Genomic DNA, 22,734 nt, shown 5'->3' with positions numbered 1-22,734 from the left:
GGGTTCAGCCTACGTTTATCGTCCGAGCGCGTTGACCCGTTTGCGGTACTCGCCTGGTGTACAACCGAATTCACGGACAAAAGCTTTGTGAAAAGAAGATTCGCTCGCATAACCTACCGACTCGGCAATCACCATCACCGGCAGCGCTTCACGCGACAGGGTCTGGGCGGCGATTTGCAGGCGCAGCGTTGTTAACACGGCTAAGGGCGTTGTAGCGGACACGTCGCGAAATAGCTGGGCGAAACTCGCCCGCGACATGTGTACCCGTTGCGCCAGCGTTTCGACCGTCCAGGGATGCGCCGGTGTTTCCAGCATGTGAAGGATCACGCGGCCCAGCCGGGGATGCAGCAATAAATTGAGCACGCTTTTCGCCGTGCCAGCCTGCGATAGCCAGTCGCGAACGGCGAGGGTAAACAGCGTGGCGCACTGCTGACTGTATAAGACATCAGCGCCGGGTAAATGGTGTTCTGACTCCTGCTGTAACAGCAAAATGGCGGCGTTAAGCCAGATACTGGCGGGGCTATGCGGCGGCGGGGCAAGACATAACACTTCCGGCAACGCGGTAAGGAAATAACGTGACGTCGTGTGCAGACGTAGACTACCGCACACGATATGTGTCGGTGCTTCGCCAGACTGGCGCAAACGGTGGGCGGAGTTTTGCGGCAGAATCACCACCTTTCCCGGCGTAAGCGTCATGGCGTCGCCGGTAGGCATTTCCAGTTGCGCTTCGCCCTGCGTAACGGTATGCCAGCGAATCACCGATAGTTCGCCAGCGGCGTGCGGCAACTGCCAGTCGCCGCCTAACGGGCAATTCTTGTCGATTGAGCCCTGAGGGGCGTTAAGCGTCAATAGCCGACTAAGCGCATCCATATAGACTCCAGAACAGATTCTTTTTCAAAAATAGGGATCACCATTTCTGTCTCTGAACACTATATTTCTGACTCAATGTCATTTCTACCCTTATTTTTGCTAACCGCTAATTTAGACGATAAGACAAAAATTGGCGCGTTACGGATAACCCTGTCTTTTTTGACGTTATTTATACTTGTCCTGACAAACAGATGGTGATTTGGCGGAGAAAGAAGATGACACAGTATCAGGCGCTCATTATTGGTTTTGGCAAGGCAGGAAAAACGTTGGCGGCAACTCTGGCGAAGACGGGATGGCGCGTGGCGATTATCGAACAGTCCGCCAGTATGTTTGGCGGAACCTGCATCAACATTGGCTGTATTCCAACGAAAACGTTGGTGCATGATGCGGAACGTGAGGGCGATTTTTCTGTCGCCATGCAACGCAAAGCGGCGGTCGTAAATTTTTTACGCGACAAAAATTTTCATAATCTTGCCGACCTGGACAATGTCGATGTGATTGAGGGAAGGGCGGAGTTTATTGATAACCATACCTTACGGGTATTTCAGGCGGACGGCGAGCGGGTGTTACGGGGAGAAAAGATCTTCATTAATACTGGCGCAGAGTCGGTGATCCCGGCTATTACGGGCTTAACAACGACGGCAGGGGTGTTCGATAGCACCGGGCTACTCAGCCTGAGCCAGCGTCCGGCGCGGCTGGGGATTTTAGGCGGCGGTTATATTGGCCTTGAATTTGCCTCAATGTTCGCCAACTTCGGTACGAAGGTCACTATCTTTGAAGCAGCGCCGCAATTCCTGCCTCGTGAAGATCGGGATATCGCGCAGGCAATTACCCGCATTTTACAGGAAAAGGGCGTCGAGCTGATTTTAAACGCCAACGTACAGGCCGTATCCTCAAAGGAGGGCGCGGTACAAGTAGAAACGCCGGAAGGCGCGCATCTTGTGGATGCCCTGCTGGTGGCGTCGGGGCGAAAACCGGCGACGGCTGGCTTACAGTTGCAGAACGCTGGCGTGGCGGTGAACGAACGTGGCGGGATCATCGTGGATGATTACCTGCGTACCACGGCGGACAATATCTGGGCGATGGGCGACGTTACCGGTGGGTTGCAGTTTACCTATATTTCACTGGATGATTTTCGTATTGTACGCGACGGGTTATTGGGAGATGGCAAACGCAGTACCCGCGATCGCCAGAATGTTCCGTATTCCGTCTTTATGACGCCGCCGCTCTCTCGTGTCGGGCTGACGGAAGAACAAGCGCGGGCAAGCGGCGCAACGGTGCAGGTGGTGACATTACCGGTGGCGGCGATCCCTCGCGCCCGTGTTATGAACGATACTCGTGGCGTACTAAAAGCGGTAGTGGACGTGAATACGCAGCGTATTGTAGGGGTGTCATTGTTATGCGTCGATTCTCATGAAATGATTAATATCGTTAAAACCGTTATGGATGCAGATTTACCTTATACGGTGTTACGCGACCAGATATTTACCCATCCTACAATGAGTGAGTCTTTAAACGATCTCTTCTCTCTCATTAAATAAAACATAAATAACGTAGCCCTGTTAATCAGGGCTTTTTTTGGCCTGTCAGGCTATAAAAATACGCCAGGACAAATATGCTGGCGTCTGAAAGAAAAGGCTTTAGTCAGGCATAACGTATTATAACACCATTGAAATAGCCCACGACTGGAAATCTCGATGTTAAAAGTTACCACACTTATTGCTTCATTATTGGCTGCGCCGCTGGCGTTTTCCGCTTCCGCCCAGCCGCTAACCGACGTTGAATATATCAGCGTTTCTGCGGTATCAGCAACGCCGTCAATGCTTGAAGATGCTATTGCCAGACTGGCGCAAAGTAAACAGGCGTCGTCATGGAAAATTACGTCAATGCGTATTGATAATACGGGTTACGCCACTGCGATATTATATAAATAAGGAGAGTCTGAGATGGATAAATATCTTCGTCTGTTAAGTCAGGGGGATCGGCTGGGGTTAACATTAATTCGCCTGAGTATCGCCATCGTTTTTATCTGGATTGGACTACTAAAATTTGTGCCCTATGAGGCAGACAGTATTACCCCATTTGTGGCGAACAGCCCGTTTATGTCTTTTTTCTATGAACATCCTGAAGAATATCGTCAGCATCTGACTCATGAGGGCGAACTAAAACCGGAGGAACGCGCCTGGCAAACGGCCAATAATACGTATGCGTTTTCGGATGGTCTGGGCGTGGTGGAATTGATTATCGCGGCGCTGGTACTGGCTAACCCTGTCAGCCGCTGGTTAGGGCTTGCAGGCGGCGTGCTGGCATTCCTGACGCCATTTGTCACGCTGTCGTTTTTAATCACCACGCCGGAGGCCTGGGTTATGCCGCTGGGCGATGCGCATTATGGTTTTCCGTATTTATCGGGCGCCGGGCGGCTGGTATTAAAAGATACGTTAATGCTGGCAGGTGCGGTGATGATCATGGCGGACTCCGCCCGTTCGTTACTTTTACAGCGACAGTAGCGACCCTCTTACCCTCTTTATGCCGCGATTCGTCGGGTGGCGCTTGCGCCATCCGACAATGTGTTGATGAATAATGGACTACCCTGACAGAAGTTCCTGTTCCACCTGTTGAACCTGCGCCTCCAGCGTATTGCGAATTTCGGTTAGCGCCCGTTCCTGCTCGGAGAAATAGGCTTCCTTATCCGCAACGGAAGAGGCGAGCCGCCAGGCATTTTCCGTTTCCAGTTGCGTTATCTCTTTCAACAGCGCGTCGATTTGCGTGCGGAGCTGGCGTATTTTATGGCGCAGATGTTCCAGGTTATTGAGCCTGTCGCTTGCCATCATCGGTTCCAGACCGCTTTGCAACTGTGTCAGTAACGCGCGAATTGCCGCCAGATCGGCATTCTGCCGCGCCTGATTAAGCTGTACCATCATCTGGTGCGCTTTTTCTTTTAATTCATCGGCGACCACATCCGGGTGACACAGGCGGCTGGCCTGACGCCACAAACGTTTTAATTCACTGCGTTCGTCTGCCGACAAACGTTGATCGCGGGCGTAGCGGAATTGCGCTTCCTGCTGCTGCTCCCGATACTGGTGATAGTCCTGTTCCGCATTTTCCTGCGCCTGGCGGAATGCGCTGTCGTCCTGATGGGAAAAATCCGCTTCCAGCTCGCGAATTTCCGCCAGCAACGCGGTGATTAACTCCGTCTGCTGCTGGATTCGCTGACGGATGCCCACCGCTTCGCGCGAGGCGGCATTCAATCCTGTCCACTGCTGTTTTAGCGTTGCCAGTTGATCCACGGCCTGGGAAATAAATTGCAGGCAGGATTGATAATCCTTTTCCCGGCGTTTTATTTCGGCTTCTTGCTTACGCTGCATACTCACCGCGAGCTGTTTACGCAACTCCAGAATACGGCTCATCAACGGCCCGAGACGCAGATGATAGAGGTCGTTGAAATCGTCGAGGATTTGTACCCGCGCATTTCGTTTGTCAATCAGATCGCGAAGTTGGGCTTCAAGCGCTTTCAGCTCCAGTTTACTGGCGGCAATAGAGGGATCTTGCCACGTCGAGAGCGCCCGTTGAGCCTGTAGCCAGGCGGCGATCTCTTGCATGGCGTCACTGAATCGACGAGCTTCAATCGCCTGGGCAATCGCGCTGATTACGGCATCCTGCGGCTCATTTTTCAGGTAGATGAGCTGCTGACGGATAATCTCTTCGTCCTCAAGTTCGATGGCGCTTTTGATGATCTCTAAACGTTTGATGATCTTATTCATGACGTTGATGCCTGGCGTGGCTCAAAAACGGATAACAGATACCAGGTCTGATTCACCTTTTTGAAAATACTGAAAAAATACTAAATGTATTCTGTAGGGTGTCGTACTTTTCGTCCAGAGTTATTCACATATTTTATACCCGGCGTCTGTCACCCGTAACGTTCTATATCGGCGCGCACTCTTTTCTTTTTACTCCCCACGACATCTTTTTTACACGATAACGTTAACGTCCGGAGTTGAGCCTTGACAAACGATTGCGCCTTGCGGCAGCGAGAGCGAAATGTTAAAAGGTGCCCCTCAATAAAAACGATACAGGGGTAGGACGTGAAAAACGCGTCAACTGCATCCGGCGCCAGCGTGTCGGATGCCGCGTCGAAGAATGAACCGACGCTTCAACGGGGGTTGCAAAACCGCCATATTCAGCTAATTGCGCTGGGCGGCGCCATTGGCACCGGACTGTTTCTGGGCATCGGCCCGGCGATTCAAATGGCGGGGCCGGCTGTTTTGTTGGGCTATGGCGTTGCCGGGATTATTGCTTTTCTCATTATGCGGCAGTTGGGTGAAATGGTCGTGGAAGAGCCGGTTTCCGGATCGTTTGCCCACTTCGCCTGGAAATATTGGGGGCCGTTTGCGGGCTTTTTGTCGGGCTGGAACTATTGGGTCATGTTTGTGCTGGTCGGGATGGCGGAGCTGACCGCGGCGGGCATCTATATGCAGTACTGGCTGCCTGATGTACCAACATGGATATGGGCGGCGGCGTTTTTTATTATCATTAATGCCGTAAATCTGGTGAACGTTCGTCTGTATGGCGAAACGGAATTCTGGTTCGCGCTGATTAAAGTGCTGGCGATTATCGGCATGATAGGTTTTGGTCTGTGGCTGCTGTTCTCCGGCCACGGCGGCGAACATGCCAGCATTGATAACCTCTGGCGTTATAACGGTTTCTTCGCTACCGGTTGGCATGGTTTGCTTCTGTCGCTGGCGGTGATTATGTTTTCTTTTGGCGGACTGGAGCTGATCGGCATTACTGCGGCGGAAGCGCGCGATCCGCAAAAAAGCATCCCGAAAGCGGTGAATCAGGTGGTATACCGTATTTTGCTGTTCTACATCGGTTCGCTGGTGGTGTTGCTGGCGCTCTATCCGTGGGTAGAGGTGAAATCCAATAGCAGCCCTTTTGTGATGATCTTCCATAACCTGGACAGTAATGTGGTGGCTTCGGCGCTGAATTTCGTTATCCTGGTCGCGTCGCTTTCGGTGTATAACAGCGGCGTTTATTCGAATAGCCGAATGCTGTTCGGCCTGTCCGTACAAGGCAACGCGCCGAAATTTTTAACCCGCGTCAGCCATCGCGGCGTGCCGGTGAACTCGCTGATGCTTTCCGGAGCGATTACCTCGCTGGTGGTGCTGATCAACTATCTGTTGCCGCAAAAAGCGTTTAGCCTGTTGATGGCGCTGGTTGTCGCGACGCTATTGCTAAACTGGATAATGATCTGTCTCGCGCATTTACGTTTTCGCGCGGCAATGCGTCGTAAAGGGCGCGAGACGCAATTTAAGGCGCTGTTCTATCCCGCCGGAAACTATTTGTGCATTGCGTTTCTGGCGCTGATTCTGGTGTTAATGTGTACGATGGACGATATGCGATTGTCGGCGATTTTGCTGCCGGTATGGATTGTATTCCTGTTTATCGCGTTTACAGTTTTGCGCCGTAAGGCTCATTAACTTTTTTGCCCGATCCCATGCTCATGCGATCGGGCAATCCATTAATGGCGCAATGTCCCTGACAGCGCGCGAATATCGCTGCCGGTCGGCGTCTGATGAATACGCAAGCCAAACTCTTCCACCACGGCAAAAATATGGTCGAAAATATCGGCCTGGATGCTCTCATATTCCAGCCACACGACGGTATTGGTAAAGGCGTAGATCTCTATCGGCAAACCATGATCGTCAGGCGCCAGTTGGCGTACCATCAGCGTCATATCTTTACGGATGCGCGGATGGTGGCGTAAATATTCGTTCAGATAGGCGCGAAATGTCCCGATATTGGTCATTCGGCGGTGATTTAAGGCTGATTCCGGCGCATCCAGTTGTTTATTCCATTCATCGATTTCCTGATGACGGCTGGTAAGGTACGGCTTTAACAGTTGCGCGGTTAACAGCCGCTGTTTTTCATCATCATCCAGAAAATGGATACTGGTCGCGTCAATATTAATGCTGCGTTTAATCCGGCGTCCGCCGGACGCAGACATGCCGCTCCAGTTTTTGAACGAGTCGGAAACCAGCGACCAGGTGGGAATGGTGGTGATGGTATTATCCCAGTTTCGTACTTTTACCGTGGTTAAGCCAATATCAATGACCGCGCCATCTGCGCCATATTTTGGCATCTCCAGCCAGTCGCCCAGTTTGAGCATATCGTTGGCGGAAAGCTGTATACCAGCAACCAGGCCAAGAATCGGGTCTTTAAAGACCAGCATTAATACCGCGGCCATCGCGCCCAGCCCGCTGATTAAAATTGCTGGTGACTGGCCAATCAGCAGTGAGATCATCAGAATGCCGACGATAATTGCGCCGATGAGCTTAATGCCCTGAAATATTCCTTTTAGCGGTAACTGAGAGGCGGCGGGCCATTTTTGCGATAGATTGAAAATCACGTCCAGCAGCGAAAATAACGACAGCAGGGCGTAGGTCATAATCCATAACTGCGCGCAGGTCGTCAGGATATCCGCAGCCTCACTGCCTTTTTGTAGCCAGAGCGCGGCTTGAATATTGACAATGATGCCTTGTAGCGTAAAAGCCAGACGATGGAATAATTTATTCTGGGTAATAATTTGCAGCCACAGGCGGGAACTGGCGCTGGCACGTTTTTCAAAAGCGCGCAGTACTATCCAGTGCAAAATAATATGCACGACAACTGCTGTCAGAAAAATAATACCAAATATCACCACCAGCGACGTGGTGTGATTCATTTCAATTCCCGCTAAATCTTCTACCTGGGATATCAATTCCTGCATAATCTCTCCTTTATAAACAGCAGCCTATGATGACTGCTGAATGGCATTTATGCAAATCAGGACGCCTGCGCTTCAGGCATAATCAGCAACAGACGGGTAAAAGCGCCTCTGGGGTTATCCATACGCTATATTTTATCCAGCGCCCTATAAACGTCGTTATTTTACGCGGTTCCCTCTTTTTGAACAGGCGCCAGTCCGTCAACAATGAATGAAAACTTTTTAACCAGAATGTTTAAAACGATTGCAATATCTCTGTCGGATAATGATTAGCACCGTCGTACCTATCAACAATAACATTAAGGAACATCGGATGACCCAAAAGCGTACCCTGCTAAAATACGGCATACTCTCGCTGGCGCTGGCCGCGCCATTATCTGCCTGTGCGTTTGACTCTCTTACGGTAATTGGCGATAGCCTTAGCGATACCGGGAATAATGGTCGCTGGACCTGGGATAGTGGTCAAAATAAGCTCTACGACGAACAGTTGGCCGAACGATATGGGCTGGCATTAAGCCCTTCCAGCAATGGCGGTTCTAATTATGCCGCTGGCGGCGCGACGGCGACCCCGGAATTAAACCCGCAGGATAATACCGCGGATCAGGTACGGCAGTGGCTTGCCAAAACGGGGGGAAAAGCCGACCACAACGGTTTGTATATTCACTGGGTCGGTGGAAACGATCTGGCGGCGGCCATCGCGCAACCAACCATGGCACAGCAAATAGCCGGTAATAGCGCCACTAGCGCGGCGGCGCAGGTAGGGCTGTTACTGGATGCCGGCGCCGGGCTGGTCGTGGTGCCAAACGTACCGGATATTAGTGCGACGCCAATGCTTCTGGAGGCGGTAATCACCGCTGGGCTGGGCGCAGCGGCGCCCCCGGCGCTAAAAGCGGCGTTAGATGCGCTGGCGGAGGGAGCTACGCCCGATTTCGCCAGTCGGCAACAGGCGATCCGCAAGGCGCTGCTGGCGGCGGCTGCAACGGTAAGCAGCAATCCATTTATTCAGCAACTGCTCGTTGAACAACTGCTAGCGGGCTATGAAGCGGCGGCAGGGCAGGCGTCAGCTCTGACCGATTATTATAATCAGATGGAAGAGAAGGGGCTGGAGCAACACGGCGGCAATATAGCCCGTGCCGATATTAACGGCCTCTTTAAGGAAATTCTTGCCAACCCACAGGCGTTTGGTCTGACAAATACCGTAGGCATGGCCTGCCCGCCGGGCGTATCCGCTTCGGCGTGCTCCTCGGCAATGCCAGGATTTAATGCATCGCAGGACTATCTGTTTGCCGATCATTTACATCCCGGTCCGCAGGTCCATACCATTATTGCGCAATATATCCAGTCGATCATTGCCGCGCCGGTACAGGCGACATATCTGAACCAAAGCGTTCAGTCGATGGCGCAAGGCAGTCGTGACACGCTTGACAGCCGTTATCAGCAGCTTCGCCAGGGGGAAAATCCTGTTGGTTCACTGGGCATGTTCGGCGGATACAGCGGGGGATATCAACGTTATGATAATAATGAGGCCGACGGGAACGGTAATCATAATAATCTGACGGTTGGCGTCGATTATCAGCTTAACGAGCAGGTACTGCTGGGAGGGCTGATAGCCGGTTCTCTGGATAAGCAACATCCTGACGATAATTATCGTTATGATGCCCGCGGTTTTCAGGCCGCCGTATTCAGCCATTTGCGCGCCGGTCAGGCGTGGCTGGATAGCGATTTACACTATCTGTCCGCTAAATTCAGTAACATTCAGCGCAGTATAACGCTCGGTGCGCTAAGACGGGTGGAAGAGGGCGAAACCAACGGTCGGCTGTGGGGCGCGAGGTTAACCAGTGGTTATGATTTTGTCATGATGCCGTGGTTAACGACCGGACCGATGCTGCAATATGCATGGGATTACAGCCACGTTAATGGCTATAGCGAGAAGCTCAATACCAGTACATCAATGCGTTTTGGCGACCAAAACGCCCATTCGCAGGTGGGTAGCGCTGGCTGGCGTCTGGATCTCCGCCACAGCATCATTCACTCCTGGGCGCAGATTAATTATCGCCGTCAGTTTGGCGATGATACGTATGTGGCGAATGGCGGCCTTAAATCGACCGCGCTGACGTTTAGCCGCGACGGAAAAGCGCAGGATAAAAACTGGGTTGATATCGCGATTGGCGCAGATTTTCCGCTGTCGGCAACGGTGTCCGCTTTCGCCGGGTTGGCGCAAACGGCAGGGTTAAGCGATGGCAATCAAACCCGTTATAACGTTGGGTTTAGCGCCCGATTTTGATGACACGCCAGAGAGGGCCAACCCCGTGGTGACAATATCGCCATCGTAGGCGCAAACCGGTGTCACCCGTTTTCTCCTTCATCCAGATAGGGGGTATCCAGATATGGCAAACGGCGTGCCAGTTTTAAATGTTATTTATTTTCAATAAGTTGAAAGAGGAAGTTAACACTAGCGATGTAAAACCTGGCACTTCGCGCCATTGATCATTGAGGAACCTGGCAGAAAGGTGAAAAAAGCCGGACGGGCGTCCGGCTTAGGCAGGGGATTAAACTTCCGTCAGTGTGGTTTCAAGCGGCAGGCGTGATTTCGGCAGCCCGGCGTTGAAATCCTCGACGCTATGATGGCCGACCGGCACCACGACCAGACTGGTATAGCCTTTTTCTTTCAGACCAAATTCAGCGTCGAGCACCTCGGCGTCGAAACCTTCAATGGGGACGGCGTCGAGACCCATCGCGGCGACGCCCAGCAGAAAGTTGCCGACGTTCAGATAGACCTGTTTCGCCATCCACTGGTGGTCATCTTTCAGCGAGACGCGGTGCATATCGGCGAAAAAGCGGCGACCTTTATCATTTGCCGCTTTAGCTTCCGGCGTAGCGAAACGGCCATCGGCATCTTCCTGATCGACGACGCGCTCAAGCCATGCGTCATCCATTGCGGTTTTGGCGCAGAAGACCACCACATGGGAGGCGTCCAGCATTTTGCGTTCGTTGAACGTGTAGTTTCCGGCAGCGGATTTTGCTACGCGCGCTTTGCCCTCTTCCGTACTGGCGACAATAAAGTGCCACGGCTGGGAATTGGTGCTGGAGGGGCTGTACTGTAGTAGTGTTTTTATTTTATCCGCTTCTTCGGCGGTCAGTTTTTTGCTGGGATCGAACGCCTTAGTGGAGTAGCGCTGTAAGGCGACAGAAACGATATCCATAAATGCTCCTGGTTGGTTTAGTACCCTTTTGTATCAGCAGGGTACCGGGTTATCGGTAAAAAGATAAGGGAGGAAAATGCGGAAACGGTTATTGCATCAGCGCGGTCGCAGGCGCAGTTGCTCTCTTTTAGGCAACCCGTCTACGACCAGATTCCATGAGTCATTTATCAAATCGTTGAGTAGCGAGACGGTGATATCCTCGCCCGCATAGACTGAAATCCAGTGTTTCTTATTCATGTGATAGCCAGGCGCAATGCTGGGGTAAATTTGTTGATTTACCAGAGATTTTTGGGGATCCGACTTCAGGTTCACCACTGGGCGACAGTGATGTTCAGTGAAAAGCATGAATATTTTGCCGCCGACTTTAAACACATCGTACTGTGGGCCGAAAGGCCAGCAGTGTTCGGTAAAAGGCAGTTCCAGCGCAAAGCGTTTTGCACAGGCGTGCAGTGTTTGACCGTCCATTATTGCTCCTCGCGAGTCAGCGCGCGCCACATGGCTTCGAATCCCAGCGCAATATATTCGCCAGCGCGAGCGGGATCGCGCGCGGCGAAATCCATTGTTGTTTCAGCCAGCGCCAGAAAAAGGCCGTCGCCGAAGGCGCGGTACTCATCCGACATAAATACCATCAAAACGGAACGATGACATAAATCGCGCAATTCGGGGAACATATCGTCGGCCCGTTGTTCCGTCTCTTTGGTGAGCTTTTCGCTGACGGCCAGTTGACGGATCGCCCGATGGCGCGCGGGATGGTTCAGACCCCAACTGATGTAACTGTTCCAGATAAAACGGGTCATCATTTTGGCATCGGTAATGGATCGATCCAGCTCCATTATCATTGACTGGCAGAGATCCTGCTTTAAATGCAAATACAACGTGTTAATCAGCTCATCTTTGGTCGCGAAATAGCGAAACAATGTTCCTTCTGCAACACCTGAGTTACGCGCAATCACCGCCGTTGAGGCGGCGATACCGGATTGCGCTATCGCCTGGGTTGCCGCTTCCAGTAATGCTTGTTTTTTGTCTTCACTCTTCGGACGAGCCACTACACGTTACCCTTATGTCTGGAAAAACATGATTGAATCATGCCCGTTGTCGCGTCGCAACGGTGAATGTCAACCTTTGAAAAGTACCTTGACGGCGTATCTTTGCTTTCTATAATGAGTGCTTACTCACTCATAATCAAGGGCTGCCGCATGAAGTGGTAGAAAAGCATATTGCAGGCCATGCGATAAGTCGTCTCACAATTTGTGTGGTTATTACTATGCTTATTGCTGTTGCCGTAAATGTGCGGTGCGGGAGCCGCTGACGAGTTTGATAGAGGGGAGAGCACGATGACCATTTCCGCTCAGGTTATCGACACGATTGTCGAGTGGATTGATGATAATTTGAATCAGCCGTTACGTATTGATGATATTGCCCGTCATGCGGGGTATTCCAAGTGGCACCTGCAGCGCCTTTTTATGCAGTACAAAGGGGAGAGTCTGGGGCGCTACGTGCGTGAACGGAAGCTAAAACTGGCGGCGCGCGACCTGCGCGACACCGACCAGAAGGTATATGATATTTGTCTCAAGTATGGTTTTGATTCGCAGCAAACCTTTACGCGCATTTTTACCCGCACGTTCAACCTGCCGCCAGGCGCTTATCGTAAAGAAAAGCATGGCCGTACGCATTGAAATGTTTAATCGGCCAGCGAAAACCAGCGCCGCCAGATAAAGCGAATAACATAATATTCCAGCGCGCCGAGCAACAGAAACCATAAACAAAACAACAAAGTATAAAGCTGGTTGAGATCCATAAGATGAAAGATCCCGACCAGTTTTTGCGCCAGCGCAAGGCCGAGCGAAGGGGCGGGCAGCAGCAGGCTGGAGAGCAACGCCATCAGCAAAATACCGGCAGCGGTCATCAATGATTCAAGCGGGTGTTTCATGGCTTTGTTAAACGTAAGTTAAAACGCCATTGTCCGGGATATCGCCTGGTAAGGCAAATATGCTGTCTATTGTCCCGCCCAGATTTCACAATGTTTTTGTACCAGGCCTATCAGCGATCCGCCGTCGGCAATAAACTCCCGCATATATTGCGCTTCGTTACCGCCTTTTTTCACCTGCAAACGTAGCGCGTCAATGGCGCTGTCGGCGCCCAGCTTGCGCGCAGAGGGGGTAACGTTGTCCAGCAGACGCAGCGTATCATCTGCCAGGCGACGGCGGTCGCCGGTATAGACATCGGTTAGCACGCCCTCCAGACCATAGCGGCAAGCCTGAAAACGGTTGAATTTATATAACAGATAGTCTTGTTCCTGCGGTTTAAAGGGACGCTCGGTCAGCAGCCAGTGCGCGGTTGCCTGAATCAACCCTGCCATATTGATGGCATGATCAAGGGTGAGCGGCGTATCCATCACCCGAACTTCTACCGTGCCAAAGGCCGGGCTGGGGCGGATATCCCAGTGCAAATCTTTGATGCTGTCGATCATCGTGGTGTAAGACAGACGACGAAATAGTCCGGCAAACTCTTGCCAGTTACTGACCCACGGCATGGGACCGTTATCGGGAAAAGCGGAAAAAATATTCAGGCGCGCGCAGGCAAAACGGGTGTCAGATCCTTGCATATAGGGAGACGCGGCGGAGAGCGCAATAAAGTGCGGCACAAAATGCGACAGCCCGTGTAAAAGATAAATCGCATCGTCGCCATTCGCGCAGCCGACGTGGACATGCTGACCGAAAACCGTCGCCTGTTGAATTAAGTAGCCGAAATTTTCCAGCGTGCGTTGATAGCGCTCATTATCACAGACCTCCTGACGCTGCCATTTTTGAAAAGGGTGCGTACCGCCGCCGCAAATGCCGAGATGGTGTTCCGACGCCGCCTGTAAAATAACGTGCTGCATGGCAGAAAGTTGGGCCGCCGCCTGGTCAATATCGCGGCAGACGCCCGTGGCCATCTCCAGCATACTTTCGGTGATATCGTGCTTAATTTCTCCCGCAGTAAGTTGGGGCTTAACGGCGTCGATCAGCGTAGAAGAGTCCTGACTTAAATCGTAGCCAGGTGGATTGATCACCTGCATCTCCAGCTCAATACCAAGCGTATAAGGTTCAGAAACGTGAAAATCATTCAGCGCCATAGCGATCTCATTTATCGGGGGATTGCGCTAAGTATAGAAGCGGGAGCGCTCCTGTCGTGGGGAAAGCGCGTTATTGCAGAAACTAGAGTAATAACGCTATTGTCACGTTGAAACCATTCTGTACGGACGGTACGTTCAGCCATCGTGGCGGCAAAGGCTGGCAGCAGATGTAACGAGATGTGCGTGGCGGTAAGCGAGGTAACTTTTGCGCTATCGAATCCCGGGAGCGTGACGCGGTCTGAAAAGGCTTTATAAACGCTCTCTTTGGCGGAGAAAGCCAGCGTCAGGGCAAGCGGAAAAGGGAGCGAGCTCGCCTGGAGAATTTGGCGCTCATCGCTATCAATAATGGACGGCGCCAGCTCTGTCGCCGTGTGCTGACTCATGATTTTTTCTATATCAATGCCGATACGCTGTCGGGATATGACGGCCAGCGCCGTTGACGCACAGTGGCTGATGCTGCCAAATAGGCCGTCCGGCCATAGCGGCTGTCGCTTGTCGCCAATACCGGGCACCGCCCTGACGCCCACCTCGCGTAGCGCATGAACGGCGGCGATGCGGCCTGCCAGATGTTCAGCTTTACGCTTGCGTCCGGCAGACCGGAGCCGATCGTGATGAGGCAGCCATAGCAGGTCGTGTTCGTGAAAGCTGCTCGCATCAAAGTCGACGATATGCAGCCGGTGTCCGGCAAAGGGAAGGGGAAAATGAGATGTTCGCATCGTTTTTTGCTAATTCCCTCCCCGAATGAGGGAGGGAAGGTTGCCATCAGAAATGGGTATTAATGCTCATATACCACGTACGCCCCGGTTCGTTATAGGTGTACGCGCCAGCGCCCGCCATATAAGCGCCAGTTTGCGTATCCCTGACGGTTTGCGCGTTACCTTCACGCCACAGACGTTTGTCAAAGAGGTTATCCACGCCACCGGTCAGGCTGACATTTTTGGTCACGTCCCAGGTCGCGCTCAGGCCAACAATACTGTATGGGCTGACCGCTTGCTTATCTGTTCCGGTAACGGGGTTGCCCTGATAATCATATTTCTTCGGCTCTTGTTTGCCGTACCAGGTGAAGGTCGATTGCAGAGAAACGTCCTGACGTACCTGCCAGCTCAGGGTTGAGTTAAGCGTGTACTGTGGAATAATCGACAGGCGTTCGCCGGTCTCTTTGTTTTTACTCTGCAGCATATACGTAACGTTATTCGTCCAGTTGACGGTGTCGCTAACCGGTACGTTTAACGTGCCTTCCAGACCTTCAACGACCGCTTTCGGCACGTTCTCCCACTGATAGACATCCGTTTTGCCGTTGTTGATACGCTGCATCGGCACTGTACCCGCTTCGATCTTATTGCGGTAGTCATTGCGGAACCAGGTGATGCCGGCCAGCCAGCCATCGCGTTTAAATTCCAGACCGATCTCTTTATTGATGCTGGTTTCGGCTTTCAGATCATCGTTCCCCATCATATAGCAGCCGATGCCGGTACCCGCGCCAGTCGCGTAGCAACCCTGACCTTTGCTATACAAAATATAGTTTGGGTTAGTCTGGTACAGACTCGGGGCTTTATAAGCGCGGGCGATCCCCATTTTCAGGGTAAAGTCATCCCCCAGACCTTGTGACAGGTTCAGCGACGGGCTCCAGTTATCCCCCACAATACTGTGATGATCGAAACGTAGCCCCGGCGTCAGCATGGTGCTGTCGGTCAGTTCCATGTTGTTTTCAGCAAACAGAGAGAAAATTTCCGCTTTTGAATAGGGGCTACGATTGGTACTGCTGTAACCCGGGATATTTCCCCCCATAAAGGTTTGCGAGTTGGAGAGCTGGTCTTTCATACGCTGTTGGGCCCATTCGGTACCCAGCGTCAGGTTTTGATTGACCAGCAGATCGAAAGGAAGGCTCACTTCGCTGTGTAGGGTGACGTCATTCAAATCGGCATCGGCATATTTTTGCGATGCTTTGGGATCGAAAATCCCTTCGGTGCCGCCTGCCAGGCCTTCCGGCATCCGGGAGTTACGGGTATGTTCGTATTGCACCCAGTTACTGGTGGTTACGCCATTATCCCAGCCGCCGTTCCAGGTCAGAGAGTAGTTCTGCCGATAGAGGCGGTTCGTCTCTTTTCCGTAATTATCTTTCACCAGTTGGTTCGTATTGGTGTTCTGAGTATCGCCGGCATAGAGGTTGCCCTGGCGACTGTAACCGGCCTCCAGCTCCAGAGACTGAAGCGGAGCAAAATCCCAACGAACCACGCCGTTGATATCTTTGTTAATGACCCCCTCGCGTCCGGCTGGTAGCGTGTCGGCGTAACTCCCGGTACGTTCAGACTGATGCCCCTGGTTAATATTACGCGCATCCGCCTGCGTTTTGTCGAGGTTGCCATACAGGCGGAAGCTGAAATCCCCGCCCAGCGGGCCGTTCAGGCTAAAGTTAGTGCGTTTGGTCGCGCCTTCGTCTTTATGTTCCGGCGCGTTGAAATAGGTATTCCAGGAACCGTGCCACTCGCTACCGCCTTTTTTGGTAATGATATTGACCACGCCACCCGCCGCGCCGTTACCGTAGCGTGCGGCGGCAGGGCCACGCAGCACTTCAATGCGTTCGATCATCTCCGGCGGCACCCACGCGGTATCGCCGCGGGTATCGCGTTCGCCGCGCCAGCCCAGGCGCACCGAGTTACGGCTGGTGACGGGTTTACCGTCTATCAGGATGAGGGTGTTTTCCGGCCCCATGCCGCGAATATCGATTTGGCGGTTATTCCCGCGCTGACCGCTGGTGGAGTTGCCGGTCAGGTTCACGCCCGGCATGGTGCGGATGATTTCTGACACGTCGCGCGCGGGCGGATTTTTGCGGATCTCATCGGCGGTGATGGTGGATACGCCTGGCGCCTGTAGGTTTTGCTGGGCAGCGGTCACCACGATGGTGTCTTCATTGGTGAGCGCAGCGCTATCGGTTTTGTCTTCCGCCATCACGGGCAGAGCGGCCCCGTAAATCCCTAAATTGACCAGTAAGGTCAGGGAATGAATCTTCTTGTTCATTGTATATCCTGCTTTTCTTTAGCCACATAAGCCAAAGCGCCCGTCAAAGGCATTGGCCGGGTGGTGAAATTGTGTTCGCGCGTCCCATAGCGCGACAATACGCTATTGCAAATGCAAATAGTTATCAATAATATTATCAATATATTTCACCTTTTATATACAAAATTCATAATAAACACAGGGTTATAATGAAAGAGGCGCTGGCAACGGGAAGTGAGGCCTGGTGGAGGACGAAAACCGGGCCGGAATGGATACGGGAAAAAGACGGAAATTATCGGGTCACTTTTTGGTGGCGCGACCCGCAGGGAAACGAAACACACTCCCCGATACGGCGTGTCTGGGTCTACATCACTGGCGTAACCGATCATCATCAAAACGCGCAGCCTCAGACGATGGCGCGTATTGCCGGAACGGATGTCTGGCGCTGGAGTACGGCGCTTAGCGCTAACTGGCGCGGCAGCTACTGTTTTATTCCTACCGAACGCGATGACGTTTTTGCCGCTTTTGCGCCGGGCGAAACGCCCGATCGGAACGCGCTGCGTGAAGGCTGGCGACAGCTATTACCGCAGGCGATTGCCGACCCGCTTAATTCGCGAAGCTGGCGGGGAGGACGTGGTCATGCGGTTTCAGCGCTGGAAATGCCGGATGCGCCCCTTCAGCCGGGATGGGATCGTCCTGAAACGCCGTACTCGCCGCCTTTGATGATGCAGTGGCATAGCGAACGTCTGGGTAACTCCCGCCGCGTATGGATATTGACGACCGGAGACGAGGCGCCGGAGGAAAGACCGTTGGCTATTCTGCTGGACGGTCAATTCTGGGCGGAAAATATGCCCGTCTGGCCCGCGCTCGCCTCGCTGACTCATCAACGCCTGCTTCCCGGTGCCGTCTATCTGCTGATTGACGCGATTGATACTCAACACCGCAGCCAGGAGTTGCCCTGCAATGCCGACTTCTGGCTGGCGGTGCAGCAGGAACTGTTGCCGCAAGTCAGAGCCGTGACGCCTTTTAGCGATGATGCCGGGCGAACGGTGGTCGCCGGACAGAGCTTTGGCGGCCTGTCGGCGCTGTATGCCGGCCTGAACTGGCCGACGCGTTTTGGCTGTGTACTGAGCCAGTCAGGATCGTTCTGGTGGCCCCATCGCATCACCCCGCCGGAGGGGGAAGTCATTACCCGGCTGAAAACCGGCGCATTATGTGCGCGCGGACTGCGTATCGTACTGGAAGCCGGCGTGCGTGAGCCGATCGTGTTTCAGGCGAATCAGGCGCTTTATGCCCAACTGAATACCTCGCAGCAGTCCATTTTCTGGCGTCAGGTTGACGGCGGACACGATGCGCTTTGCTGGCGCGGCGGGCTAACGCAAGGGCTGATGCTGCTTTGGCAGCCGCTTATCGACACGCTTTAACCGGGCACATGTCCATGACAGGAGTTGAGTATGGAATTCAGTAATCCCTTCGATAATCCGCAGGGACAGTTTTACATCCTGCAAAATGCGCAGCGTCAATTCAGCCTTTGGCCAGCGGCGTGCGCGCTTCCCGCAGGCTGGGACGTGGTATGCGAACCGCAATCGCAGGACGCGTGCCAGCAGTGGCTTAATACGCGCTGGACAACACTGAATCCGGCGTATTATGCCGATAAGCAGGAGGCGAAATGACGCAGCGTTTACCGTTAGTCGCCGCTCAGCCGGGGATCTGGATGGCGGAAAAACTCTCTGATTTACCCTCCGCCTGGAGCGTGGCGCACTACGTGGAACTGAACGGCGAGCTGGATGCCCCCTTGCTGGCAAAAGCGGTAGCGGTAGGGATGCAACAGGCGGATACGCTACGGATGCGTTTTACCGAAGAGAACGGCGAGGTCTGGCAATGGATAGATCCTGAGTACACCTTCGGCGAGCCCCCGATTGCCGATTTACGCGACCAGCCCGATCCGCATCACGCGGCGCTGGCGTTAATGCAGGCGGATTTACGGCAAAACCTGCGCGCAGATAGCGGTAAGCCGCTGGCGTTTCACCAGTTAATCCGCATTGATAATACCCGCTGGTATTGGTATCAGCGCTATCACCATTTGCTGGTGGATGGCTTTAGCTTCCCGGCGATAACTCGCCAGATTGCGGCGATTTATCGCGCCTGGCAGAGCGACGCCCCTACGCCGGAGTCGCCTTTTACCCCCTTTGCGGATGTGGTCGAGGAATATCAGCGCTATCGCCAGAGCGAGGCCTGGCAGCGTGACGGCGCCTTCTGGGCGCAGCAGCGCCGCGAGCTGCCGCCGCCGGCGTCAATGTCTGCCGCGCCGCTGCCGGGGCGGTCGGCGAGCGCGGATATTCTGCGTATGAAATTGAGCGCGCCGGAGGGGGCGTTTCGCCAACTGGCGGCGCACATGCCTGAGATACCGCGAGCGGATCTTGCCCTGGCGCTGGTGACGTTGTGGCTGGGGCGATTATGCGGGCGAATGGATTATGCCGCCGGATTTATCTTTATGCGGCGGATGGGCTCGGCGGCGTTAACGGCGACCGGGCCTGTCCTTAACGTGTTGCCGCTGGCGGTTAACCTTCATGCGACGGAAGATCTGCCAACGCTGGCGAAGCGTCTTGCGGCGCAGTTAAAGAAGATGCGCCGCCACCAGCGTTACGACGCCGAACAGATTGTACGCGATAGCGGGCGAGCCGCAGGGGAAACGCCGCTATTTGGCCCGGTGCTCAACATAAAAGTATTTGATTATCATCTGGATCTTCCTGGTATACAGGCGCAAACCCATACCCTGGCGACGGGGCCGGTTAACGATCTTGAACTGGCGCTTTTTCCGGATGAAAACGGCGGTCTGGATATTGAATTGCTGGCGAATGCACAGCGTTACGATGGCGCCACGCTCTCCCGCCATGCCTTACGGTTGATGGCGCTTATCACACAGTTTGCGGATAACCCGGCGCTGTGCTGCGGCGATGCGCAAATGCTGCTGGCGGAAGAACAAACGCAATTAACACACCTTAATAATACGGCGGTAACGATTCCCGCCGCCACGCTTAGCGATTTGGTGGCGCAGCAGGCGCAAAAAACGCCAGAGGCTTCCGCGTTGGCAGATGCGCATTATCACTTTACCTACCGTGAAATGCGCGAACAGGTTGTGGCGCTGGCGTACGCGCTGCGGGAACGCGGCGTTCAGCCTGGCGATAGCGTGGCGGTGGCGTTGCCGCGGTCGGTTTTTCTGACCTTAGCGCTGCATGGCATTGTCGAGGCGGGCGCCGCCTGGCTGCCGCTGGATACCGGTTATCCTGACGATCGGCTGCGAATGATGCTGGAAGATGCGCAGCCGAAACTGTTAATTACGACTCAGGCGCAGCTGGCGCGCTTTCACGATATTCCGGGGATGGAATATTTGTGTTATAGCCAACCGCTACCGGTCAGTGACGCCACTCCGCTGGGGCTGTCGTTACCGCATCATACCGCTTACATCATTTTCACCTCTGGCTCGACGGGCAGGCCGAAAGGGGTGATGGTGGGACAAACGGCGATAGTCAACCGGCTGCTGTGGATGCAGGATCACTATCCGTTGACGGCGGATGATGTAGTAGCGCAAAAAACGCCGTGCAGTTTTGACGTCTCAGTATGGGAGTTTTTCTGGCCGTTTATCGCCGGGGCGAAACTGGTGATGGCTGAACCGGAAGCGCACCGCGACCCGCTCGCGATGCAGCGGTTCTTTGCGCAATACGGCGTCACGACCACTCATTTTGTGCCGTCGATGCTGGCGGCCTTTATTGCCTCGCTCACGCCAGCGTCGGCTGGGAAAAGCTGCGCTTCCTTAAAGCGCGTTTTCTGTAGCGGCGAGGCCCTGCCGACGGCGCTGTGCCGCGAATGGGAGACGTTAACCAACGCGCCGCTACACAATCTGTACGGGCCAACGGAGGCCGCGGTGGATGTGAGCTGGTATCCGGCCTGTGGCGATGAGCTGGCGGCTGTTGACGGCAACAGCATCCCGATTGGTTATCCCGTCTGGAATACCGGTTTACGTATTCTCGATGCGCATATGCAGCCGGTGCCGCCGGGCGTGGCTGGCGATCTCTATCTTACCGGTATCCAACTGGCGCAGGGCTATCTGGGGCGTCCGGATCTTACCGCCAGCCGTTTTATCGCCGATCCTTTTGCGCCAGGCGAACGGATGTACCGTACCGGAGATGTGGCGCGCTGGCTGGATTCCGGCGCGGTGGAGTACCTGGGGCGCAGCGACGATCAGCTCAAAATTCGGGGTCAACGTATTGAACTGGGCGAGATTGACCGCGTCATGCAAACGCTGCCGGATGTTGAACAGGCGGTAGCACATGCCTGCGTCTTTAATCAGGCGGCGGCGACGGGCGGGGATGCCCGGCAACTGGTCGGCTATCTGGTGTCGCACTCCGGTTTGCCGCTGGATTTACCGGCGCTGCAGGAAAAATTACGCCAAAAACTTCCCGCGCATATGGTGCCAGTTGTACTGTTGCAACTTGCCAGCTTGCCGCTTAGCGCTAATGGCAAGCTGGATCGTAAAGCCCTGCCGCTGCCGGAGCTGACGCCGCGCGTGAAAGGGCGTGCGCCGCAGTCCGCAACGGAGATTGCTGTCGCCGCGGCGTTTTCCCGCCTGCTGGGCTGTGAGATTAACGACGTTGAAAGTGATTTCTTTGCGCTGGGCGGACACTCGCTGCTGGCGATGAAACTGGCCGCGCAGCTAAGTCAGACGTTTAACCGCCAGGTGACGCCGGGGCAGGTGATGGTGGCGTCTGACGTGGCGCAGTTGAGTAAGCTGCTCGATACTGACGATGACGAACGCTCGCGCAATCTGGGGTTCGGGCCGCTGTTGCCGCTGCGTGAAAGCGATGGTCCAACGTTATTTTGTTTCCATCCGGCGTCGGGGTTCGCCTGGCAATTTAGCGTATTATCACGCTATCTCAGCCCGTCGTGGTCGATTATGGGGATTCAGTCGCCGCGCCCCGCTGGCCCTATGCAAACCGCAACCACTCTTGATGAGGTATGTGAACATCATCTGGCGACATTGCTCGCCCGGCAGCCGCATGGCCCTTATTATTTATTAGGCTATTCGCTGGGCGGGACGCTGGCGCAAGGGATCGCCGCCCGGTTGCGCGCGCGCGGTGAAACGGTGGCGTTTTTGGGGTTACTGGACACCTGGCCGCCGGAAACACAAAACTGGCGGGAAAAAGAGGCGAATGGCCTCAATCCGGACGTATTGGCGGAAATTGAACGCGAACGCGCAGCGTTTGTCGCCGCGCAGCAGGGAAATGCCTCCGACGCCTTATTTACCGCCATTGAAGGCAATTATGCGGATGCCGTCCGTTTGCTGACGACGGCGCATAGCGCACCGTTTGATGGACATGCCACGCTCTTTGTGGCGGATAAAACGGTGCCGGAAGACGTATCGCCTGAACAGAGCTGGTCGCCGTGGATAGCGTCTTTGGCTATTTATCGCCAGCCGTGCGCGCATGTAGATATTATTTCTCCCTCCGCTTTTGAAACTATCGGGCCCATCATCAGCGAACTTATTAATAAATAACGGGCGTTGTTTCTGCCTTTAACAAATTAAATCCTGAAACCCATAATAATGACTAATTATTATGGGTTTTTTATTGCAACTATTAATTCTTTTAACATAAGTGATACATGCTACAGGCAAGTTTAATTCCGAATATTTAGCTTTTCGGGCACTGGCGCGTAAAGATTGTTTCGGATAATTCTGACTTGCTGTTAGAATCTCTGACAGGAATGTGTTCTTTCATTGGATA

Annotated in this window: 19 protein-coding genes; 9 read left to right on the top strand and 10 right to left on the bottom strand. The window is 53.8% G+C overall.

The window, feature by feature from the left end; all coding sequences use genetic code 11:
• Positions 1 to 15 precede the first annotated feature (15 nt).
• Positions 16 to 870 (bottom strand): reactive chlorine-specific transcriptional regulator RclR, encoded by an 855-nt coding sequence (rclR, locus tag HU143_RS16235; RefSeq protein WP_000339621.1) that lies wholly within the window; start codon positions 868 to 870, stop codon positions 16 to 18.
• 215 nt (positions 871 to 1,085) lie between these two features.
• Here rclR and rclA point away from each other — a divergent pair, with 215 nt between their 5' ends.
• The 3 genes from rclA (at position 1,086) to rclC (ending at position 3,377) form a co-directional block, all read left to right on the top strand.
• A complete protein-coding gene (rclA, locus tag HU143_RS16230; protein ID WP_000195929.1) occupies positions 1,086 to 2,411 on the top strand; it encodes a reactive chlorine resistance oxidoreductase RclA in 1,326 nt (441 codons plus the stop codon).
• 156 nt (positions 2,412 to 2,567) lie between these two features.
• Complete coding sequence (gene rclB, locus HU143_RS16225) at positions 2,568 to 2,804, top strand: reactive chlorine resistance periplasmic protein RclB (protein ID WP_000922170.1); 237 nt, start codon at positions 2,568 to 2,570, stop codon at positions 2,802 to 2,804.
• A 12-nt stretch (positions 2,805 to 2,816) separates the two neighbouring features.
• Positions 2,817 to 3,377, top strand: a complete 561-nt coding sequence (gene rclC, locus HU143_RS16220) for a reactive chlorine resistance membrane protein RclC (protein WP_000362177.1) — start codon at positions 2,817 to 2,819, stop codon at positions 3,375 to 3,377.
• Positions 3,378 to 3,455: 78 nt separating this feature from the next.
• On the opposite strand, the gene HU143_RS16215 is transcribed toward rclC, so the two are convergent.
• Positions 3,456 to 4,631 (bottom strand): DnaJ family molecular chaperone, encoded by a 1,176-nt coding sequence (locus HU143_RS16215; protein WP_001033457.1) that lies wholly within the window; start codon positions 4,629 to 4,631, stop codon positions 3,456 to 3,458.
• Positions 4,632 to 4,955: 324 nt separating this feature from the next.
• Here HU143_RS16215 and pheP point away from each other — a divergent pair, with 324 nt between their 5' ends.
• Positions 4,956 to 6,350 carry a phenylalanine transporter gene (gene pheP, locus HU143_RS16210; RefSeq protein WP_001529013.1) on the top strand — a complete coding sequence of 465 codons (1,395 nt, stop codon included), beginning with the start codon at positions 4,956 to 4,958 and terminating at the stop codon, positions 6,348 to 6,350.
• 41 nt (positions 6,351 to 6,391) lie between these two features.
• Here the strand turns inward: pheP and HU143_RS16205 are convergent, their stop codons facing one another.
• On the bottom strand, positions 6,392 to 7,639 hold the full coding sequence (locus HU143_RS16205) for a mechanosensitive ion channel family protein (RefSeq protein WP_001156971.1): 1,248 nt from the start codon (positions 7,637 to 7,639) through the stop codon (positions 6,392 to 6,394).
• Positions 7,640 to 7,949: 310 nt separating this feature from the next.
• Here HU143_RS16205 and HU143_RS16200 point away from each other — a divergent pair, with 310 nt between their 5' ends.
• Positions 7,950 to 9,920, top strand: coding sequence for an autotransporter domain-containing esterase (locus HU143_RS16200; protein ID WP_023227373.1), 1,971 nt, complete (start codon positions 7,950 to 7,952; stop codon positions 9,918 to 9,920).
• A gap of 265 nt (positions 9,921 to 10,185) precedes the next feature.
• Here the strand turns inward: HU143_RS16200 and nfsB are convergent, their stop codons facing one another.
• The 3 genes from nfsB to HU143_RS16185 form a co-directional block, all read right to left on the bottom strand.
• Positions 10,186 to 10,839, bottom strand: a complete 654-nt coding sequence (nfsB, locus tag HU143_RS16195) for an oxygen-insensitive NAD(P)H nitroreductase (protein ID WP_000355879.1) — start codon at positions 10,837 to 10,839, stop codon at positions 10,186 to 10,188.
• Positions 10,840 to 10,935: 96 nt separating this feature from the next.
• A complete protein-coding gene (locus tag HU143_RS16190; protein WP_000348989.1) occupies positions 10,936 to 11,304 on the bottom strand; it encodes an MmcQ/YjbR family DNA-binding protein in 369 nt (122 codons plus the stop codon).
• On the bottom strand, positions 11,304 to 11,885 hold the full coding sequence (locus HU143_RS16185; RefSeq protein ID WP_053463590.1) for a TetR/AcrR family transcriptional regulator: 582 nt from the start codon (positions 11,883 to 11,885) through the stop codon (positions 11,304 to 11,306). Before HU143_RS16185 ends, HU143_RS16190 begins: the two co-directional genes overlap by 1 nt.
• A 288-nt stretch (positions 11,886 to 12,173) precedes the next feature.
• Between HU143_RS16185 and HU143_RS16180 the strand changes: the two genes are divergently transcribed.
• Positions 12,174 to 12,515 (top strand): RamA family antibiotic efflux transcriptional regulator, encoded by a 342-nt coding sequence (locus tag HU143_RS16180; protein WP_000155633.1) that lies wholly within the window; start codon positions 12,174 to 12,176, stop codon positions 12,513 to 12,515.
• 5 nt (positions 12,516 to 12,520) lie between these two features.
• On the opposite strand, the gene HU143_RS16175 is transcribed toward HU143_RS16180, so the two are convergent.
• The 4 genes from HU143_RS16175 to HU143_RS16160 form a co-directional block, all read right to left on the bottom strand.
• Positions 12,521 to 12,769 carry a DUF1158 family protein gene (locus tag HU143_RS16175; RefSeq protein ID WP_000682497.1) on the bottom strand — a complete coding sequence of 83 codons (249 nt, stop codon included), beginning with the start codon at positions 12,767 to 12,769 and terminating at the stop codon, positions 12,521 to 12,523.
• Between the two features lie 66 nt (positions 12,770 to 12,835).
• Positions 12,836 to 13,954 (bottom strand): YbdK family carboxylate-amine ligase, encoded by a 1,119-nt coding sequence (locus tag HU143_RS16170; protein ID WP_001196910.1) that lies wholly within the window; start codon positions 13,952 to 13,954, stop codon positions 12,836 to 12,838.
• A gap of 11 nt (positions 13,955 to 13,965) precedes the next feature.
• A complete protein-coding gene (entD, locus tag HU143_RS16165) occupies positions 13,966 to 14,670 on the bottom strand; it encodes an enterobactin synthase subunit EntD (RefSeq protein ID WP_023227374.1) in 705 nt (234 codons plus the stop codon).
• A gap of 46 nt (positions 14,671 to 14,716) precedes the next feature.
• A complete protein-coding gene (locus tag HU143_RS16160; protein ID WP_023227375.1) occupies positions 14,717 to 16,972 on the bottom strand; it encodes a TonB-dependent siderophore receptor in 2,256 nt (751 codons plus the stop codon).
• Positions 16,973 to 17,160: 188 nt separating this feature from the next.
• Between HU143_RS16160 and fes the strand changes: the two genes are divergently transcribed.
• The 3 genes from fes to entF are packed head-to-tail and all read left to right on the top strand — an operon-like array spanning position 17,161 to position 22,505.
• The gene (gene fes, locus HU143_RS16155; protein WP_000656594.1) at positions 17,161 to 18,375 is read left to right on the top strand and encodes an enterochelin esterase; all 1,215 of its coding nucleotides are present in this window, start codon (positions 17,161 to 17,163) and stop codon (positions 18,373 to 18,375) included.
• Between the two features lie 30 nt (positions 18,376 to 18,405).
• Positions 18,406 to 18,624: an MbtH family protein gene (locus HU143_RS16150; protein ID WP_000396008.1), complete on the top strand. Its 219-nt coding sequence runs from the start codon at positions 18,406 to 18,408 to the stop codon at positions 18,622 to 18,624.
• On the top strand, positions 18,621 to 22,505 hold the full coding sequence (entF, locus tag HU143_RS16145) for an enterobactin non-ribosomal peptide synthetase EntF (protein WP_023227376.1): 3,885 nt from the start codon (positions 18,621 to 18,623) through the stop codon (positions 22,503 to 22,505). Before HU143_RS16150 ends, entF begins: the two co-directional genes overlap by 4 nt.
• The last annotated feature ends 229 nt before the right edge of the window (positions 22,506 to 22,734 follow it).

Origin of the sequence: Salmonella sp. SJTUF14076 (genome assembly GCF_015534835.1) — a bacterium.
Lineage (GTDB): Bacteria > Pseudomonadota > Gammaproteobacteria > Enterobacterales > Enterobacteriaceae > Salmonella > Salmonella enterica.
Note: the sequence above shows the minus strand (reverse complement) of the source record. Positions and strands in the feature narration are given on the sequence as shown.

Bases quoted from the DNA above. Each gene is read 5' to 3' on its own strand.
- rclR (WP_000339621.1), bottom strand. From the start codon at position 870: ATGGATGCGCTTAGTCGGCTATTGACGCTTAACGCCCCTCAGGGCTCA.
- rclA (WP_000195929.1), top strand. From the start codon at position 1,086: ATGACACAGTATCAGGCGCTCATTATTGGTTTTGGCAAGGCAGGAAAA.
- rclB (WP_000922170.1), top strand. From the start codon at position 2,568: ATGTTAAAAGTTACCACACTTATTGCTTCATTATTGGCTGCGCCGCTG.
- rclC (WP_000362177.1), top strand. From the start codon at position 2,817: ATGGATAAATATCTTCGTCTGTTAAGTCAGGGGGATCGGCTGGGGTTA.
- HU143_RS16215 (WP_001033457.1), bottom strand. From the start codon at position 4,631: ATGAATAAGATCATCAAACGTTTAGAGATCATCAAAAGCGCCATCGAA.
- HU143_RS16205 (WP_001156971.1), bottom strand. From the start codon at position 7,639: ATGCAGGAATTGATATCCCAGGTAGAAGATTTAGCGGGAATTGAAATG.
- HU143_RS16200 (WP_023227373.1), top strand. From the start codon at position 7,950: ATGACCCAAAAGCGTACCCTGCTAAAATACGGCATACTCTCGCTGGCG.
- nfsB (WP_000355879.1), bottom strand. From the start codon at position 10,839: ATGGATATCGTTTCTGTCGCCTTACAGCGCTACTCCACTAAGGCGTTC.
- HU143_RS16190 (WP_000348989.1), bottom strand. From the start codon at position 11,304: ATGGACGGTCAAACACTGCACGCCTGTGCAAAACGCTTTGCGCTGGAA.
- HU143_RS16180 (WP_000155633.1), top strand. From the start codon at position 12,174: ATGACCATTTCCGCTCAGGTTATCGACACGATTGTCGAGTGGATTGAT.
- HU143_RS16175 (WP_000682497.1), bottom strand. From the start codon at position 12,769: ATGAAACACCCGCTTGAATCATTGATGACCGCTGCCGGTATTTTGCTG.
- HU143_RS16170 (WP_001196910.1), bottom strand. From the start codon at position 13,954: ATGGCGCTGAATGATTTTCACGTTTCTGAACCTTATACGCTTGGTATT.
- entD (WP_023227374.1), bottom strand. From the start codon at position 14,670: ATGCGAACATCTCATTTTCCCCTTCCCTTTGCCGGACACCGGCTGCAT.
- HU143_RS16160 (WP_023227375.1), bottom strand. From the start codon at position 16,972: ATGAACAAGAAGATTCATTCCCTGACCTTACTGGTCAATTTAGGGATT.
- fes (WP_000656594.1), top strand. From the start codon at position 17,161: ATGAAAGAGGCGCTGGCAACGGGAAGTGAGGCCTGGTGGAGGACGAAA.
- HU143_RS16150 (WP_000396008.1), top strand. From the start codon at position 18,406: ATGGAATTCAGTAATCCCTTCGATAATCCGCAGGGACAGTTTTACATC.
- entF (WP_023227376.1), top strand. From the start codon at position 18,621: ATGACGCAGCGTTTACCGTTAGTCGCCGCTCAGCCGGGGATCTGGATG.